The 15,795-nt window shown below is 67.6% G+C and carries 15 protein-coding genes; 7 read left to right on the top strand and 8 right to left on the bottom strand.

Annotated elements, in window-relative coordinates:
• Positions 1–2: 2 nt before the first annotated feature.
• Positions 3–755: a hypothetical protein gene (locus EV647_RS41235; RefSeq protein WP_134013058.1), complete on the bottom strand. Its 753-nt coding sequence runs from the start codon at positions 753–755 to the stop codon at positions 3–5.
• A 215-nt stretch (positions 756–970) separates the two neighbouring features.
• Positions 971–2,209: a CdaR family transcriptional regulator gene (locus tag EV647_RS41230; RefSeq protein ID WP_134013056.1), complete on the bottom strand. Its 1,239-nt coding sequence runs from the start codon at positions 2,207–2,209 to the stop codon at positions 971–973.
• 178 nt (positions 2,210–2,387) lie between these two features.
• On the opposite strand from EV647_RS41230, the gene EV647_RS41225 reads away from it, so the two are divergent.
• The 6 genes from EV647_RS41225 to EV647_RS41200 all read left to right on the top strand — a co-directional run bounded on the left by EV647_RS41225 (position 2,388) and on the right by EV647_RS41200 (position 10,071).
• Positions 2,388–3,380 carry a universal stress protein gene (locus tag EV647_RS41225; protein WP_166680561.1) on the top strand — a complete coding sequence of 331 codons (993 nt, stop codon included), beginning with the start codon at positions 2,388–2,390 and terminating at the stop codon, positions 3,378–3,380.
• Complete coding sequence (gene aceE, locus EV647_RS41220) at positions 3,377–6,130, top strand: pyruvate dehydrogenase (acetyl-transferring), homodimeric type (RefSeq protein WP_134013052.1); 2,754 nt, start codon at positions 3,377–3,379, stop codon at positions 6,128–6,130. Before EV647_RS41225 ends, aceE begins: the two co-directional genes overlap by 4 nt.
• Positions 6,131–6,168: 38 nt before the next feature.
• The gene (locus tag EV647_RS41215) at positions 6,169–6,810 is read left to right on the top strand and encodes an NAD-dependent epimerase/dehydratase family protein (RefSeq protein ID WP_202876497.1); all 642 of its coding nucleotides are present in this window, start codon (positions 6,169–6,171) and stop codon (positions 6,808–6,810) included.
• 514 nt (positions 6,811–7,324) lie between these two features.
• Positions 7,325–7,756 (top strand): DoxX family membrane protein, encoded by a 432-nt coding sequence (locus tag EV647_RS41210; RefSeq protein WP_130383205.1) that lies wholly within the window; start codon positions 7,325–7,327, stop codon positions 7,754–7,756.
• Between the two features lie 33 nt (positions 7,757–7,789).
• Complete coding sequence (locus tag EV647_RS41205; RefSeq protein WP_166680104.1) at positions 7,790–8,830, top strand: slipin family protein; 1,041 nt, start codon at positions 7,790–7,792, stop codon at positions 8,828–8,830.
• Between the two features lie 161 nt (positions 8,831–8,991).
• Positions 8,992–10,071, top strand: a complete 1,080-nt coding sequence (locus EV647_RS41200) for an ABC transporter ATP-binding protein (RefSeq protein ID WP_134013050.1) — start codon at positions 8,992–8,994, stop codon at positions 10,069–10,071.
• Positions 10,072–10,414: 343 nt separating this feature from the next.
• Here the strand turns inward: EV647_RS41200 and EV647_RS41195 are convergent, their stop codons facing one another.
• Both EV647_RS41195 and EV647_RS41190 read right to left on the bottom strand, forming a co-directional pair.
• The gene (locus EV647_RS41195; RefSeq protein WP_134013048.1) at positions 10,415–11,833 is read right to left on the bottom strand and encodes a V-type ATP synthase subunit B; all 1,419 of its coding nucleotides are present in this window, start codon (positions 11,831–11,833) and stop codon (positions 10,415–10,417) included.
• Entirely contained in the window at positions 11,830–13,524 is a 1,695-nt protein-coding gene (locus EV647_RS41190; RefSeq protein ID WP_238177654.1) for a V-type ATP synthase subunit A, read from the bottom strand. The genes EV647_RS41195 and EV647_RS41190 overlap by 4 nt, the downstream gene beginning before the upstream one ends.
• Here EV647_RS41190 and EV647_RS43310 point away from each other — a divergent pair.
• Positions 13,466–13,651 (top strand): hypothetical protein, encoded by a 186-nt coding sequence (locus tag EV647_RS43310; protein WP_238175810.1) that lies wholly within the window; start codon positions 13,466–13,468, stop codon positions 13,649–13,651. The genes EV647_RS41190 and EV647_RS43310 overlap by 59 nt on opposite strands.
• Here the strand turns inward: EV647_RS43310 and EV647_RS41185 are convergent.
• The 4 genes from EV647_RS41185 to EV647_RS41170 are packed head-to-tail and all read right to left on the bottom strand — an operon-like array spanning position 13,626 to position 15,791.
• Positions 13,626–14,000, bottom strand: a complete 375-nt coding sequence (locus EV647_RS41185; protein ID WP_166680105.1) for a V-type ATP synthase subunit F — start codon at positions 13,998–14,000, stop codon at positions 13,626–13,628. The genes EV647_RS43310 and EV647_RS41185 overlap by 26 nt on opposite strands.
• Positions 13,997–15,007 carry a V-type ATPase subunit gene (locus EV647_RS41180; protein WP_134013042.1) on the bottom strand — a complete coding sequence of 337 codons (1,011 nt, stop codon included), beginning with the start codon at positions 15,005–15,007 and terminating at the stop codon, positions 13,997–13,999. Before EV647_RS41180 ends, EV647_RS41185 begins: the two co-directional genes overlap by 4 nt.
• Positions 15,004–15,567, bottom strand: coding sequence for a V-type ATP synthase subunit E (locus EV647_RS41175; protein WP_134132458.1), 564 nt, complete (start codon positions 15,565–15,567; stop codon positions 15,004–15,006). Before EV647_RS41175 ends, EV647_RS41180 begins: the two co-directional genes overlap by 4 nt.
• Complete coding sequence (locus tag EV647_RS41170) at positions 15,567–15,791, bottom strand: ATPase (protein WP_134013038.1); 225 nt, start codon at positions 15,789–15,791, stop codon at positions 15,567–15,569. The genes EV647_RS41175 and EV647_RS41170 overlap by 1 nt, the downstream gene beginning before the upstream one ends.
• Between the last annotated feature and the right edge of the window lie 4 nt (positions 15,792–15,795).

Below are 15,795 nucleotides of genomic sequence, written 5' to 3'. Positions count from 1 at the left end.
GTTCAGTTGTCCGTGTCGTGGAGCAGGTCGTCCCAGTCGATGGCGGCGCGACCTGCCGCGCCGTCTCCCAGCACAAACCTGCTGGGGTCTCCGGCTGCTCTCGGTCCCGACGCCAGCCACGCGGCCATGCCGTGCGCGGTGCGGCGCTCGATCTCGTCGAGATACGCCCGCCGGTCGTCGACGACCCGTAACCGTTGCGTCGGCGAACTGGCTCTTTGCAGGGCGGAGAAGCTGGCCCGCCATGCCACGCAGAGGGCTGCGTCGCTGAGGGCGCCCACGGCGATACGCGGCTTGGACGCCACGTCCGGCTCGGCCCGCAGGATGGCGGCCGTCGCGGACTCTAACGAGAGCTCGAGGCGAGGCGGGGGTGCGGGCTGAGGTGACGAGCTGGTCAGGTGACCGTGTTCGGTGAGCCAGCGAAGGCAGCGCCGAATCGCGTACGGGGACCCGCCGACGATGATGAGCAGGAGGAGCACCGCTTTCGCAGCGCCCACCAGGTTGCCCAAGCCGACGAAGCAGACTGTGACACCCGCGGTGAGGGCTGTGCTGGTGGCCACGATCCGTCGTCGATTCCGCGGCGGTCGGCTGGGACCGTCGGGGTCTGCCAAAGCGACCATGGCCACGACTGCGCCTATGAGTGCCGCGAGGATGAGGAGCATGATGACGTTCGTGAGTGACCACGTGAACGCCATGACTGCACCTAGTGCGCCGAACACACCGCAGAACAACAGCCAGAAGACTCGGTAGGCCTTCATGGTGTGTTCACCTGTCCCGTAGCGTCGGACGCGTCGAGGCGGGCGGCGACTGATCGGTCCACGACAAACCTCCTTGCGGCGGCGGGCCCTGCTCGTGCAGCTACGACTGTGCCGCGACGTCGCGATGACAGGTACGGCAACGATCGGCGAACCTGGGGCTCGGCTGTTGGCCGACGCCCGGCAACGATGGCCCCTCGGGAATCAGGGGCGGTCGGCTAGGCGTGGGCCTCCGCGCCGGATGGAAGGTCGCGGGCGGGCCAGTCAAGGAGTCGTGCGCCGAGGACGGCAATGTGCAACGTGAACCGTTGTGCCGGGTCGCCCGGGTCATGTCCGGTGAGGGTCTTGACCTTGTCCAGCCGGTAGGTGACGGTGCGAACTGACATGCTCAGCCGCCGGGCCGCCTCGGTTGCGACCTCACCGGTGGCGAAGTACGCCTCGAGCGTCTGCAGCAACGGCTCTGCGCCGCCGCGGGCCTGGGTCAGCGGGCCGAGCACAGCCTGGATGAGATCGACGATGGCGGCCTGGTCACGGATCAGAACCCGGTACACGAGCATGTCCTCTGCGTCGACGACAGCGGCGTCGAGCTGCAACCGGTCGGCCAGCGTCAGCGCTTCCCGCGCCTCTTCGTAGGAGCGGGCGATGCCGTACGAGCCGGGGTAGGGCCGGCCCGTTGTGACGCGCCATTCGCGGCCCGACCGGTGCCGGATCAACGCGTCGTGGATCAGGGTCCCCACTCCCTGTGTGGTGGTGCGGGGTGCCGTGCTGGAGGCGGTCGCCGGGATCAACACCACGAGAAGGCCTTCTTTGGTGGCGACGAGAACCTCACGGTCCCCGAAACGGTCGAGAATGAAGGCTTCCAGCGTGCTCACGCTCGTGTCGCCCTCGGAGAGGGTGTCAGCGGGGCGGGCCAGGACCACCTGGTGCGGTCGGCCGAGGTCGAGCCCGAATGGTTCCGCGCGCTCCACGATTCCGGCGACGTCAGGGTCGCCGCGCAGCAGATCGTCGATCAGTTCGCGGCGCAGCGATTCCTCCTGCCGGATCAGGTGCTGAGTGGCGATCTGGTAGCTGTCGACGAGGACGGCGCTCACTTCACCCACGGCGCGAAGTACTGCTTGTGCAGATGCGCGGACGGTGTCGCGGTCGCGGTACGGCACAACGTCGGGCAGGTCCCGCCACATCCGCCAGGCCGCGGACAGGTAGAGGTCGACGACGCGTCCGGCAGGGATGCCCTGTTCGGCGGCGCGGCGCCCGAGTTCACGCACGATCGCCAATTCATGTTCACGGGGGCGTCGCCCGGAGATCGCCGCGTCCGCGAGCAGCGTGAGGTATTCGACCAACAGCTCGAGCGGCGCCTGGGAGTCTCCAGCGGCCGCTTCTGCGATCGCCGTCAGCCATGCCTCATCCGCGCTGTTCGCGGCGGAACCGGGCCACCGCAGCCCCCCGGACTCGCTCATGCCACTCCCCTCGCACTGGATCTACGCAGGTCTCGGGCCATGTCCCAGTAGAGCATCGTTGCCGGACGTCGGCCATAAGCCTGGTCACAGGTTCGCCGATCGGTGCCCTACCTGCCTGACCGCTCGAGCGGCACAGTCGAAACCACTGGGGTACCAAGAGCTGAAGCGGAGCGGCGACATGACCAAGACAACTGCTGTAGTGAACCACGGCCGTCGGCCGGTCCTGGTGGGTGTCGACGGCTCGGTATCCGCGCAGGCCGCACTCGCCTGGGCGGCCGCCGAGGCGGCGTACAGGAGCTGCCCGCTGCACATCGTTCACACCTTCACCTGGCCGATGATCGGCGACCCCTTCGGCCTGCACCTGACCGAACATATGAACGACGGCCTCCGGGCTGCGGCCGGTTGCATCCTCGCCGAGGCGAAGGACCAGGCCCGCCAGGCTGCGCCCGACATCACGGTCACCGCCGAGTTGTTTGCTGCGGCCGCGGCACCGACGCTGCTGAGCCAGGCACAAGACGCGCAGTTGGTGGTCGTCGGCAGTCGAGGCCTCGGCGGCTTCCGCGGCCTGCTGGTGGGGTCGGTCAGCTCCACCGTGGCTGCGCACGCCCCGTGCCCGGTGATCGTCGTTCACCCGCACCGAGACGGTACGGCGTTCCCTACGTCGCCGACCGGCCGGGTCGTAATAGGCGTCGACGGGTCGGAGGTCTCGGCCGCGGCGATCCGTTTCGCCTTCCAGGAGGCGGCACGCCGCCGCGTCGGAATCACCGCCGTACATGCCGCGATGCCGACCCGTCAGCACCCGTCACTGCGTGTCCCCGCGGACATCGTCGAGCAGGTCGACCGGCAACTGTTCGCGGAGGCGATGGAAAGCAAGCGGGTACTCATCCCCGGCATCGACGTGAAGACCAAACTCGTCCACAGCCACCCGGTCCAGGCGCTGCTCGACGAGGCCGACGGCGCCGAGCTGATCGTGGTCGGGTCGCGCGGGCGCGGCGGCTTCACCGGCATGCTGCTGGGCTCGGTCAGCCAGGCCGTGCTGCACCACGCCGCCTGTCCGGTCGCGGTCGTCCACCCCCACCGAACCAAGTCCGACAAGCCAATGCCTGCCCAGCAGCCGATCCTCCAGATCGCCGCACCGCATCGTTTCGCGGATCTGAAGGAGCTGTCATGACACCGACACCGCAAGGTCTGCCGGAAAGCCTTGGTTTGCACAGCCAACTGCTCGACCTGGACCCGTCGGAGACGCAGGAGTGGCTGGAGTCGATCGATCAGGTCGTCGACCACGCTGGGCAGAACAGGGCGCGGTACCTGCTGCTCAGCATCCTGCAGCGAGCCCGCGACCGTCGCGTCGGTGTCGCGAATCTGCGCAGTACCGACTATCTCAACACGATCGCTCCCGATGCCGAGCCGGCCTTTCCCGGCGACGAGCACATCGAGCGGCGAATCCGGGCTTACAACCGCTGGAACGCCGCGGTCATGGTCCATCGCGCGCAACGGCCCGGCATCGGCGTCGGCGGGCACATCTCCACCTACGCCTCCGCAGCGGCGCTGTTCGAGGTCGGCTTCAACCACTTCTTCCGCGGCCACGACGCCCCCGGCGGCGGCGACCAGATCTACTTCCAAGGACACGCCTCCCCCGGAATCTACGCCCGCGCATTCCTGGAAGGGCGACTCACCAGCGACCAGCTCGACGGCTTCCGGCAGGAGATCTCCCATGCCGATACGGGTGGCGGGTTACCGTCGTACCCTCATCCCCGGCTGATGCCGGACTTCTGGGAGTTCCCCACAGTCTCCATGGGCCTCGGACCGCTCAACGCGATCTACCAGGCTCGCTTCAACCGGTACCTGCACAACCGTGGCCTCAAGGACACCAGCCAGCAGCGTGTATGGGCATTCCTCGGCGACGGTGAGATGGACGAACCGGAGTCTCTCGGCGCGATCGGAGTGGCCGCCCGTGAAGAGCTCGACAACCTGATCTTCGTGGTCAACTGCAACCTGCAGCGCCTCGATGGCCCCGTCCGCGGCAACGGCAAAATCATCCAGGAACTCGAGTCGTACTTCCGCGGCGCCGGCTGGAACGTCATCAAGGTGATCTGGGGCCGCGAATGGGATCCGCTGCTGGCCGCCGACACCGACGGCGCACTGCTCAACCTGATGAACACCACACCCGACGGCGACTTCCAGACCTACAAGGCGGAGTCCGGCGCGTTCGTGCGCGAGCACTTCTTCGGTCGCGACCCGCGCACCGCGGCCATGGTCGAGCATCTGTCCGACAACGAGATCTGGAACCTCAAACGCGGTGGTCACGACTATCGCAAGTTGTACGCCGCGTACCGGGCAGCCACCGAGCACACCGGGCAGCCCACGGTGATCCTGGCCAAGACCATCAAGGGATGGACGCTGGGCTCCCACTTCGAGGGCCGCAACTCCACCCACCAGATGAAGAAACTCACCCTCGACGATCTCAAGGGTTTCCGCGACCGGCTGTTCCTCGATATCCCCGACTCGGCGCTCGACGCGGTCAAACCGCCGTACCACCGGCCACCGGAGGACTCGCCGGAACTGCAATACCTGCACGAGCGTCGCCGCGCTCTCGGCGGGTACCTGCCCGCCCGCAGAGTCACCAGCAAACCGCTCACGCTGCCGGGCGAGGCCGCGTACGCAGTCGCACGACGCGGCTCAGGCCGGCAAGAGGTCGCCACCACGATGGCGTTCGTCCGGCTGCTCAAGGACCTCATGAAAGACCCTCAGATCGGTCACCGATTTGTGCCGATCATCCCCGACGAGGCCCGCACCTTCGGCCTGGATTCCCTCTTTCCGTCCAAGAAGATCTACTCCCCGCACGGACAGCATTACCTTTCGGTCGATCGCGGGCAGATGCTGAGCTATCAGGAAGACGTCCGAGGTGTCCTTCTGCATGAGGGCATCACCGAGGCCGGCTCCGCCGCGTCCTGGACGGCCGCGGGTACGTCGTACGCCACCCACGGTGAACCGATGATCCCGCTGTACATCTTCTACTCGATGTTCGGGTTCCAGCGCACCGGCGACCAGCTCTGGGCAGCTGCAGACCAGATGACCAGAGGATTCCTGCTCGGAGCCACCGCAGGCCGAACCACCCTGAACGGTGAGGGCCTCCAGCACCAGGACGGCCATTCGTTGCTACTGGCATCCACCAATCCCGCGTGCATCGCGTACGACGCGGCCTACGCCTTCGAACTGGGCCACATCACCGCCGACGCACTCCGGCGCATGTACGGCGAACCGCGACCAGGCGAAGACCAGAACGTCTTCTACTACCTCACCCTCTACAACGAACCGGTCCCGCAGCCGGCCGAACCCGACCAGATCGACATCGACGGCATACTCGCCGGGATGCATTGCTACTCCCCCGCCCCCGATGGCGACGGCCCGAAGGCACAAATCCTTGCCTCCGGCATCGCGATGCCCTGGGCGCTGGAGGCGCAACACCTCCTGCACACCGACTGGGGCGTCCAGGCCGACGTGTGGTCGGTGACGTCCTGGACCCAACTACGCCGTAACGCCCTCGCCGCAGAGGAGTGGAACCAGTCCCACCCCGACCAGCCTCCCCGCGTTCCCTATGTCACGCGGCGGCTCGCCGACACCGCCGGTCCCGTCCTCGCGGTCTCGGACTGGATGCGTGCCGTGCCCGACCAGATTGCTCCGTTCGTCCGCAGGCCTTGGACGTCACTGGGCACCGACGGATTCGGCCACTCCGACACCCGCGCCGCACTCCGCCGCCACTTCGGAATCGACGCACAATCAATCGCCGTGCGGACGCTGCAGCAGCTGGCCGACTCCAGAGACCTGGACGAGTCGGTCCCGCGGTCAGCCAGAACGACGTACCTGGCTGGACAAGCCAAGGCACGCCCGACGTCCGGCGGCGATGACAACACCAAGTAGACAACTGGCAGGAACGCGTTCCAGGAGGAGCCATGCGAGTGTTCGTGGCCGGTGCAACCGGAGTCATCGGTCGCCGGCTGCTGCCACTGCTCACCTCCGAAGGCCATGAGGTGATCGGTTTGGCTCGCTCGTACGGCGCCGCCGTCGAGGTCGAGCTGCTAGGAGCCGTGGTCGCCGAGGCCGATGCGCTGGACTCCAGCGCGCTGAGCCGCGTCGTCAAGGATGCTGCACCCGACGCGGTCGTTCACCTGCTCACCGCGATCCCGGCCAGGATCAATCCGCGCCGGATGAGCCGCGACCTGGCGCAGACCAACCGTCTTCGCACCGAAGGCACGCGCAACCTGCTGTACGCCGCCGAACAGGCCGGCGTGAAACGCATCATCAGCCAAGGCCTGGCCTGCATCTACGAACCGAACACGTGGGTCCCGGCCACTGAAGTCACGCCGTTATGGCGGGATCCACCCAGACAGTTCGCCCCGGTCTTCGCCGCCTTGAGGTCGCTTGAAGAGCGGACCAGGCAGGCAGACGGACTTGTACTGCGCCTGGGACAGCTCTACGGCCACGGCACGATCTATGGCAGACACGGATCATTCGTCCGTCAGGTACAGGCCGGAAAGATACCGCTCATCGGCTCCGGCGACGGCACCTTCTCCTTCACCCACGTCGGCGACGCCGCCTAGGCCATCGCCGCTGCTCTGCACAGCCAGGTGCGCGGCGCACTGAACGTGGTCGATGACGAACCCGCACCGATCCGCGAATGGCTGCCTGTCCTGGCCGAACTGCTAGAGGCTCCCCCACCGAAGCACATACCCGTGGCCCTTGCCAGATTGACCGCCGGCGCCTGGGGAGTCGCCTTCATGAACCAGCTGCGCGGCGCCGACAACGCCCTCGCCCGGCGCACCCTCGACTGGGCCCCGCACTACAGCTCATGGCGACAGGGGTTCGCCGCGGAACTGACCCACGCCGCGCATCCCTGATCCCAGCGGCGACACCACGAACCACGCGGCAACACATCCTGTTCCGTCCCTGACACGCACCGCCGGGACACCGTTGGCACTACCAACGTACCGGCGGGCCGCGCGTTGCCGATCTTCGGCAACCAGACAGGCGCCAAGTCAGCCGACCAGGGGCGGTGTCAGACCGCGGCCGTCAGACAAGCATGGAAGTACATCGACGCTCTAGAAGGAGCAGATTATGAGTACTGAGGGGCGCACTGCCCGCACGCCAAGCCGGGAGACACTGTCGGACCCGGCGTACCAGGCTTTCCTGGTTCTGCGAACCGTCTTCACCGTGGCGCCGATCGTGTTCGGCCTGGACAAGTTCGCCAACCTGCTCACCGACTGGCCCGGCTACCTGGCCCCCTGGATCAACGACATCGTCCCCGGCTCCGGACAAGACGCCATGTACCTCATCGGCGTCATCGAGATCGTCGCCGGCATCGCGGTCGCTCTCATCCCCCGGTACGGCGCACTACTCGTCGCAGCCTGGCTCGCGGGCATCATCATCAACCTGCTGACCCTCTCAGGCTTCTACGACGTCGCCCTGCGCGACTTCGGCCTCCTCGTCGCCGCCCTCGCACTGGCCCGCCTCGCCACCAAATACGCCCCCGCACGACACAGTTCCTGACGAGACCGCAGGCAACGTTCAAACGGAGAAGCAATGATCATCCTTTACCTGCTACTCACAGCGGTGGTTGGCGGCCTGATCGGGTCGGCGATGTGTGTCCGCGTGGTCAAACAGTTCGAGCGCGGCGTCGTGTTCCGGTTCGGCCGGGTGCGTCCCGCGATCCGGCCGCCTGGCCTCGCCTTGCTGGTACCGATCGCCGACCGGCTGCAGAAGGTCAACATGCAGATCATCACGATGCCGGTCCCAGCCCAGGACGGCATCACCCGCGACAACGTCACAGTCCGCGTCGACGCGGTGGTCTACTTCAACGTGATCGACCCGGTCCGCGCGGCCGTCGACGTCGAGGACTACATCTCGGCCATCGGCCAGGTCGCGCAGACATCGCTGCGCTCGATCATCGGCAAGAGCGACCTGGACGACCTGCTGTCCAACCGGGAACGCCTCAACCAGGGCATGGAGTTGATGATCGACAGCCCGGCCTTGGACTGGGGCGTCCACATCGAAAGGGTCGAGATCAAGGACGTCGCCCTGCCAGAGACGATGAAGCGGTCGATGTCGCGCCAGGCCGAGGCCGAACGGGAACGCCGGGCCCGCATCATCACCGCGGACGGCGAACTCCAGGCCTCGGAGAAGCTGGGCCAGGCCGCCGAGGTGATGACCAAGCACCCGGCCGCCCTGCAATTGCGGCTGCTGCAGACCGTGGTCGAGGTGGCCGCCGAGAAGAACTCCACGCTGGTGCTACCTTTCCCGGTCGAACTGCTCCGGTTCCTAGAGCGATCGACACCGGCCGAGAGCCCCCAGCCCGCCACCGCAGGCTCCGTGCCCGATGCGGCACCGGCCGCGAAGAACGGCGACGCCGTGTCGGATCGGTCGACGGGCGGCGAGATCGCGCAGTCCCAATCAGTCACGGGACCCGCCTCCTTACACCGATCGCAGCCACCGCAAATGGTGACGGCGACGGCACCGGCTCTCCCCGGCCCAGTCGCGACCGTGCCTCCGGGAACGACCGAGGCGGCACACAACCGGTGGGGCGGACTTCATTCCGGGAGCGCAGACCCGGCGTGGCAGCCGTGAGCCGTGGGCATCAAGGCCGGCCTGTGCCCTGGAAGCGCTGATCGCGTACGCGGCCAGTCGGCCACGTAGCAGCGGCAATGGGGATGGCTGACCCAGTCGCTCAGGTTTTGGTCGGCCAGATCCCCAGGTACGCAGGTGCCAGTGAAGGAAGGAAGCGCGACATGGCAACCGTCTCGTTCAAGGGAGCCACTCGGGTGTATCCGGGCTCCGACATCCCCGCCGTCGACGGGCTGGACCTCGACATCGCCAACGGCGAGTTCGTGGTCCTCGTCGGCCCGTCGGGGTGCGGCAAATCCACCTCGCTGCGGATGCTCGCCGGTCTTGAAGAGGTCAACGAGGGCAAGATCTACATCGGCGACCGCGATGTCACCAACTTTCCGCCGAAGGAGCGGGACATCGCGATGGTGTTCCAGAACTACGCGCTCTACCCGCATATGACCGTGGCGGACAACATGGGCTTCGCCCTCAAGATGCAGAGCCTGCCCAAGGAGGAGCGGGTCAAGCGCGTCACCGAGGCGGCCAAGCTGCTCGGTATCGAGGAATACCTCGACCGCAAGCCGAAGGCCCTGTCCGGCGGTCAGCGCCAGCGCGTCGCAATGGGCCGCGCCATCGTGCGTAACCCGCAGGTCTTCCTGATGGACGAGCCGCTGTCGAACCTCGACGCCAAGCTACGTGTCCAGACCCGTACCCAGATCGCCGAGCTGCAGCATCGGCTGGACGTCACCACCGTCTACGTCACCCACGACCAGATCGAGGCCATGACGATGGGCGACCGCGTCGCCGTCCTGAAAGATGGCCGGCTGCAGCAGGTCGACACCCCACTGAAACTCTACGACCGGCCCAAGAATGTGTTCGTCGCAGGCTTCATGGGATCGCCGGCGATGAACCTCATCGAGGCCCAAATCACCGACGGCGGCGCGAAGATCGGCGACTACGTCGTCCCGATCGAGCGCCGCCTGCTGGCCAAGGCCGGAGACGACCAGACGCTGATACTGGGGATCCGACCGGAGGCCTTCCAGCTCGCGGACGAAGGGCTGCCCGTCAGGGTCGGCGTGATCGAGGAACTCGGCTCGGACGCGTTCCTCTACGGCACCGCGGAGCACTCCACCCTGAACCAGCACATCATCGCGCGGATCGGCACCCGGCTGAACAGCGAGAACGGCGCCATCGTGCACCTAGCTGCGCGGCCCGACAAGCTGCACCTCTTCTCGACCTCTACCGGGCTGCGCCTCACCGCCTGACCGCTTCGCATCGAAGCGGGTCCCGTGTAGCGCGGTCCTCGCAACACTTCGAGTTGAGGAGTTGCGAGGACACGTCGTTTCTGATGACTGTGTGCTGAGCTGCTGCGGTTGCTGGACGCTCGGGTGTCGGTCGCTGGTGCGAATTTCCAGGGGCCGGCGCACCAACTAGCTCCAGTCTTCGACACAGCCGCTGCACTGAGTTCGGGTGACTGCTGGTGAGGCCCACCGCTAGAGCTTCTCCGCCGCGGACCGTGCTGGCTGTCAGTCGTTGGCGCCAGGGTAGCTCTTCGACCCCTTGGGATCCCGAGGATCGTCAGGGCCCAGACGAGTGGGGGAACATGCATCAAGCATCGGTCGCTGTCACGGACGCCTCGTGGTGGTAATGCGCAAGTTGTTCAGCGCTGACGCGTTTCAGCTCGGCTGCCGGGAAGGGTGCCAGGAGTTGCCAGCCCACATCGAGGGTCTCGGTCAGAGTACGGCGGGCTGGTCCTTGGCCGAGATAGGTGCGTTCGAAGGCGGCGGCGAAGGCCAGATAGCGCCGGTCCTCTGTGGGTAGTCCGCTCTCGCCGACGATCGACATCAGCCGTCGGACCTCACGGCCGCGGGCATAGCAGGCGTACAGCTGGTCGGCGAGGCCGCGGTGATCGTCTCGGGTCTTGCCGACGCCGATGCCTGCGTTCATCAGGCGCGACAGTGACGGCAGTACGTCGATCGGTGGCTGGATGCCTTGCCGGTCGAGTTCACGCGACAACACGATCTGGCCTTCGGTGATGTAGCCGGTGAGGTCCGGGATCGGATGCGTGATGTCGTCGTCGGGCATGGTGAGGATCATCAGTTGGGTCAGTGATCCGGCGCCCCCACGGACCCGTCCGGCCCGTTCGTACAGCGAGGCCAGGTCTGTGTACATGTAGCCCGGGTACCCCCGGCGGCCCGGCATCTCCTCCCGCGCGGCGGAGATCTCGCGCAGCGCTTCGCAGTACGCCGTCATGTCGGTCATCACGACCAGGACGTGCCGGTGCTGTTCGAACGCCAGGTATTCGGCCATGGTGAGCGCGACCCTCGGTGTCAGCAGCCGTTCGATCGTGGGATCGTCGGCCAGGTTCAGCAGGAGCACGCTGCGCGCGGCAGCCCCACCGGTCAGGAACTCCGCGCGGAAAAACTCCGCCTCCCGGCGAGTGACGCCCATTGCGGCGAAGATGACCACGACCTCGGCATCGTCGCCGGGCACGCGTGCCTGCGCGGCGATCCGGGCCGCGAGGCTGTTCGCGGGCAGCCCGGCGCCGGAGAAGATCGGCAGTTTCTGTCCTCGGACGAGCGTGGTGAGTCCGTCGATCGCCGAGACGCCGGTCTCCATGAACTGGTCGGGGTGTGCGCGGGTGATCGGGTTGAGCGGCAGTCCGTTGACGTGGCGGTAGTCGTCCGGGACGGGTTGCGGGCCGTTGTCACGTGGCCTGCCGGCTCCGTCGAGGACGCGGCCGAAGTAGTCGGTGCCTACGCCGGTCCTGGCGGCGCGCCCACGGGTGAGGACGGAGGTTTCCCGGCGACCGATGCCGGCGGTTCCGCCGAAGACCTGGACGACGGCCAGCGACCGGTCGAGCTCGAGGACCTGGCCTTCCCGGACCGGGCCGTCGCCGGTTTCGATCTCGACCAGTTCGCCGTACCCGACGCCGTCCATCCCGTCCACAATGATGAGTGGCCCGGCAACCCGGGTCACGGTACGGTGCCCGACGGTGAAAGGGACACGGGCGCCGGTGGTGGTCACAGCGAGCTCATTTCTTCGGCGATCCGCCGGGTCAGGTGAATGGCGGAGTCGTCGATGTCGTCGGGTGGCCAGCGGCGCATCCGGCCGAGTTCGGCCAGCACACTCGCTGCCGTGATGTCGGTAATGGCGACGCCCTGCTGGAGCGCTGACCTCATTGCGGCGCCGGCCTCGTGAACAACGCGCAGCATCGCCAGCAGCCGTTGTGGTGGACAGGACGCGTCGAGGTCGTCGAACGAGGACTGTTGAAGCAGGTCTTCTCGCAGGGCTTGCCCGATGCGCAGGGTGATGCGTTGTTCGGCGGCCAGGGCTTCGACGCCGAGCAGGGACACCACTTCCTGCAGAGCGCCTTCGTCTTGCAGGGCTGCCGCCGCCCACCGGCGCAGCGGCGACCAGTCCGGACCGATCTCCTCGTCGAACCATGCATCGAGGCCGTACTGCGAGAAGCTGCGCAGCCAGTTCACCGCAGGGAAATGACGTTGCCGCGACAGCGCGGTGTCGAGCGCCCAGAAGCACCCCGCGAGCCGCAGGCTGTTCTGGGTGATGGGCTCGGAGAAGTCACCGCCGGCCGGTGAAACGGCGCCGACGATCGTCACCGACCCGGTACGTTCCGGCGTGCCGAGGCATTGGACCGCGGCGGCGCGTTCGTAGAAGCCGGCCAGTCGCGTGGCCAGGTAGGCGGGGTAGCCGTCCTCGGCGGGCATCTCCTCCAGCCGGCTCGACACCTCACGCAGCGCCTCCCCCCAGCGGCTGGTTGAGTCCGCCATCATGGCGACGTCGTAGCCCTGGTCGCGGTAGTACTCCGCGATCGTGATCCCGCTGTAGATGCTGGCTTCCCGGGCCGCGACCGGCATGTTCGACGTGTTCGCGATCAGCACGGTGCACTCCATCAGCGGGGCACCGGTGCGCGGATCGGTCAGTCCGGGGAACTCTTCGAGCACCTCGGTCAGTTCGTTGCCGCGTTCGCCGCAACCGACGTAGACGACGACGTCTGCGTTCGAGAACTTGGCCAGGGCCTGTTCCAGCACGGTCTTACCGGTCCCGAATCCACCAGGAATGATCGCGCTTCCGCCCCGGGCGACCGGAAACAGCAGGTCGAGGACCCGCTGGCCGGTGATCAGCGGCACGGTCAGCGGTAGCCGGTTCGCGACCGGGCGAGCCAGGCGCAACGGCCATCGACGCATCATCGCCACCGGATGCCCATCGATGTCGACGACAGGATCAACGACAGTGGCCGGTCCAGGGCGGACTGCGGTGACGACCCCAGTGATGCCTGTCGGAACGAGGATCCGATGCTCGATCGCGCGTCCCTCCGGGACCGATCCGAGCAGGTCGCCAGGTCCGACCCGGTCCCCGATCTCAACGACGGGCCGGAAGTCCCAACGCTGGTCGCGGTCCAGCCGCGGCGGGTCCGCGCCTCTGGCGATGTAGAGGTTGCCGTCCGTGCTCAAGTTGGTCAGCGGACGCTGGGATCCGTCGAGGATGCCGCCGAGCAGTCCGGGGCCGAGTTCGGCGTACAGCGGTTCACCGGTCGCCACGACCGGATCGCCGACCTGCAGGCCGGTGGTGTCTTCGAAGACCTGCATCACCACCAGGTCGCCGTCGAGCTTGATGACCTCGCCCAGGAGCTGTTCGATGCCGACCCGCACCACGTCGAACAAGCGCGTATGGGGCAAGTCGGTGGCGCTGACCACCGGGCCGGAGATCCTGACCACCCTGCCGCTGTCGGTGGTCACCTGCCTGGCCTGTCCGGGCCGCCTCGGCTCGACCGGCTCGGTGCGTGGTCTGGTCGTAGTCATTCCGAGCCTCCGCTGGGGGTGAAGGTGATCTGGTAGCCGATCGCCCGGGCCAGCAGGTCACGCAGCGCTGCGTCCTTGGCCGCGGAGACATCGCCGTCCTCGTCGGGCAGGGTGAGGATGAGCGGGGAGGTCTGTTTGGTCCAGGTCGCGCGGACCGACGGTGCAACGAGCGACCAGAGTGCCCCGTGGACGGCGATGACTGCGGCCTGGCCGTCGGCGATCTCCTGGGTGACCGCGGCGACGGTCTGGTCGGCGTTGCCGGCGGTGATGGTTCGGGCGCCGCCGAGACGAAACCCCGTGGCCGTGGCAGGGGTGGCGACAACCAGTGCGTCGGTCATGGATTTGTACTTCCCGGGCGGTGTCGTGTTCATGGAACGAGCAGGTCTCGGACGTCGTGAGCCTGGGCCGTGCCGGCGAGCAGGAGCCGGATCGTGCGCGCTTCGCATTCGGCGGCCAGGACGTAGCCGACCGGCACGGTGGCGCCCAGGGGGTCGCCGCGGCGCAGGCCGCGCACCGCCTGTCGCCAGAGCTGCACGTCCAGATCCCATTCGAGCGCAGGGAGGTCCTTGTTGTGGAGGTGTCGTTCGAGGGGCTGCCGCCAGTTGGGGTAGGTGGCGATCGCGGGCTGCGGATCGCCGCGCCGCGCGGCCAGCAGCGCCGGCTCGGGGACCAGCCCGGCGGGCAGAAGACGCGGTGTCTGGAGTGCTGGGTCGCGCAGGACGGCAAGCAGGTTGGCCCGGTCGCATTCGGCCTGGATAAGCTCGAGGACTGGGCGGGCGGCGCGACCGATCCATTCCAGCCTGTCGGTCCAACCGTCGATCGCGGCTGCCGCGATGGTGGTCTCGAACTCGTCCGAATCGCCGGTCAGCTCGTAGCGTTCCCAAGCCGCCGGGAGCGCTCGAGCGGTGAGCGTGTCGGGGAGCCGATGGGTGGCCATTCGGATGACTGCTGTTGTGCCGTCGGATGCTGCGGCGATGTCGGCGGCGGCTCGCTGATCGATCGCACCGACCCCCATCACCGCAGCGAGCCGGACGGCAGCGGGCTGCCCGGTGCGTGCGCCCCGTAGCAGCGCAAGTGCGTCTTGCAGGTCGTGCCGGGCCAGGAGCACCCCGACCGCGGCACCGGCAATGCCGCCGTACAGTCCCCGCACTCCGCGCAGCAGGTCTCGCAGTCGGCGCCCGACCGAATCGAGCAACTGCCGGTCGTCTCCTTGGTCGCGGTTCAGGTAGGCGCGGTAGGCCGACGAGGCGGCGAGCCGTTCGGCGACCGCGCCGCCGGAGACACCGGCGAGCTGGTCGTAGTCGACGGGGCCGAGCAGTGCGGGCAGCCGGGCCCGCAGGCGAGTGTTGCCGGTGATGAAGTCGGGGCGGGGCGTCATGAGTCCTGGTTCCAGGAGCCGCTCAGTTCGGCGCGGGTCTCCGGCCAGATGTTCGCCAGCCGGGTGAGGTAGGTGTTGTCGATGTAGTGGCCTTGGTCGTCCTCGGCGATGGCGCCGCCGTGTTCGAGGTCGGCGACGATCTGGACCGTGGATTCGGGCCCCAGCGTCACAGCGTCGGCCGGATGAACGTGAACTGTCGTAGCCTGCGGCAGCGCCGCGACAGCTTCCTCCAGACTGGCGGCCGCCATCGCCGGGCCTTCCGGGCTGCCGGGTACGGCGAGCAGTCGCTCGCGTGCCTGGCTGAGGACCTCTTCCAAGGCGTCGTCGCGAACAGTCCGGACCGCCCGACGGGCATTGAACCGCGCGGTGACCAACAGAGTCTCCGCCTCCTGCCGGGCTGCGGCTTCGGCTGCTGTCACGACGTCGGCATGGATCTTCGCGCCTCGCTCGTGCGCCTCGGCGAGAAGCTGAGCTGCTTGCCGGCGCCTGTCCTGCTGAGCCTTCTCGTGCTCGGCGGCTCCTTCTTCCTCCAGTGCGGTGAGCAGATCGCGCAGCGCCATCATTTGCCGCCGAGCAGCAAGATAATCATTGCGGAGACCGCGAAACCGAGGATGACCAATGTCTCCGGAATGGCCACCAGCAGGATCGCGCGGCCGGTCAGTTCGGGCTTCTCAGCTACCGCGCCCATCGCAGCGGCCCCGATGCGTGCCTGGGCATAGCCGGTGGCCAGTGCGGCAAGCCCGACGGCGAGGCCGGCAGCGAGGGCGATGAGTCCGAGTTCCATGATG

It is taken from the genome of Kribbella sp. VKM Ac-2566, assembly GCF_004366005.1.
In the GTDB taxonomy this organism is placed as follows: domain Bacteria; phylum Actinomycetota; class Actinomycetes; order Propionibacteriales; family Kribbellaceae; genus Kribbella; species Kribbella pratensis.
This window is presented reverse-complemented; position numbering and strand designations above follow the sequence as displayed.

What these genes read in the sequence shown, in the direction of transcription:
- EV647_RS41210 (WP_130383205.1), top strand. Translation starts at nt 7,325, where the DNA reads ATGAGTACTGAGGGGCGCACTGCCCGCACGCCAAGCCGGGAGACACTG.
- EV647_RS41235 (WP_134013058.1), bottom strand. Translation starts at nt 755, where the DNA reads ATGAAGGCCTACCGAGTCTTCTGGCTGTTGTTCTGCGGTGTGTTCGGC.
- EV647_RS41225 (WP_166680561.1), top strand. Translation starts at nt 2,388, where the DNA reads ATGACCAAGACAACTGCTGTAGTGAACCACGGCCGTCGGCCGGTCCTG.
- EV647_RS41180 (WP_134013042.1), bottom strand. Translation starts at nt 15,007, where the DNA reads ATGACGCCCCGCCCCGACTTCATCACCGGCAACACTCGCCTGCGGGCC.
- EV647_RS41175 (WP_134132458.1), bottom strand. Translation starts at nt 15,567, where the DNA reads ATGGCGCTGCGCGATCTGCTCACCGCACTGGAGGAAGAAGGAGCCGCC.
- EV647_RS43310 (WP_238175810.1), top strand. Translation starts at nt 13,466, where the DNA reads ATGCCGACCCGCACCACGTCGAACAAGCGCGTATGGGGCAAGTCGGTG.
- EV647_RS41205 (WP_166680104.1), top strand. Translation starts at nt 7,790, where the DNA reads ATGATCATCCTTTACCTGCTACTCACAGCGGTGGTTGGCGGCCTGATC.
- EV647_RS41170 (WP_134013038.1), bottom strand. Translation starts at nt 15,791, where the DNA reads ATGGAACTCGGACTCATCGCCCTCGCTGCCGGCCTCGCCGTCGGGCTT.
- EV647_RS41230 (WP_134013056.1), bottom strand. Translation starts at nt 2,209, where the DNA reads ATGAGCGAGTCCGGGGGGCTGCGGTGGCCCGGTTCCGCCGCGAACAGC.
- EV647_RS41200 (WP_134013050.1), top strand. Translation starts at nt 8,992, where the DNA reads ATGGCAACCGTCTCGTTCAAGGGAGCCACTCGGGTGTATCCGGGCTCC.
- aceE (WP_134013052.1), top strand. Translation starts at nt 3,377, where the DNA reads ATGACACCGACACCGCAAGGTCTGCCGGAAAGCCTTGGTTTGCACAGC.
- EV647_RS41185 (WP_166680105.1), bottom strand. Translation starts at nt 14,000, where the DNA reads ATGAACACGACACCGCCCGGGAAGTACAAATCCATGACCGACGCACTG.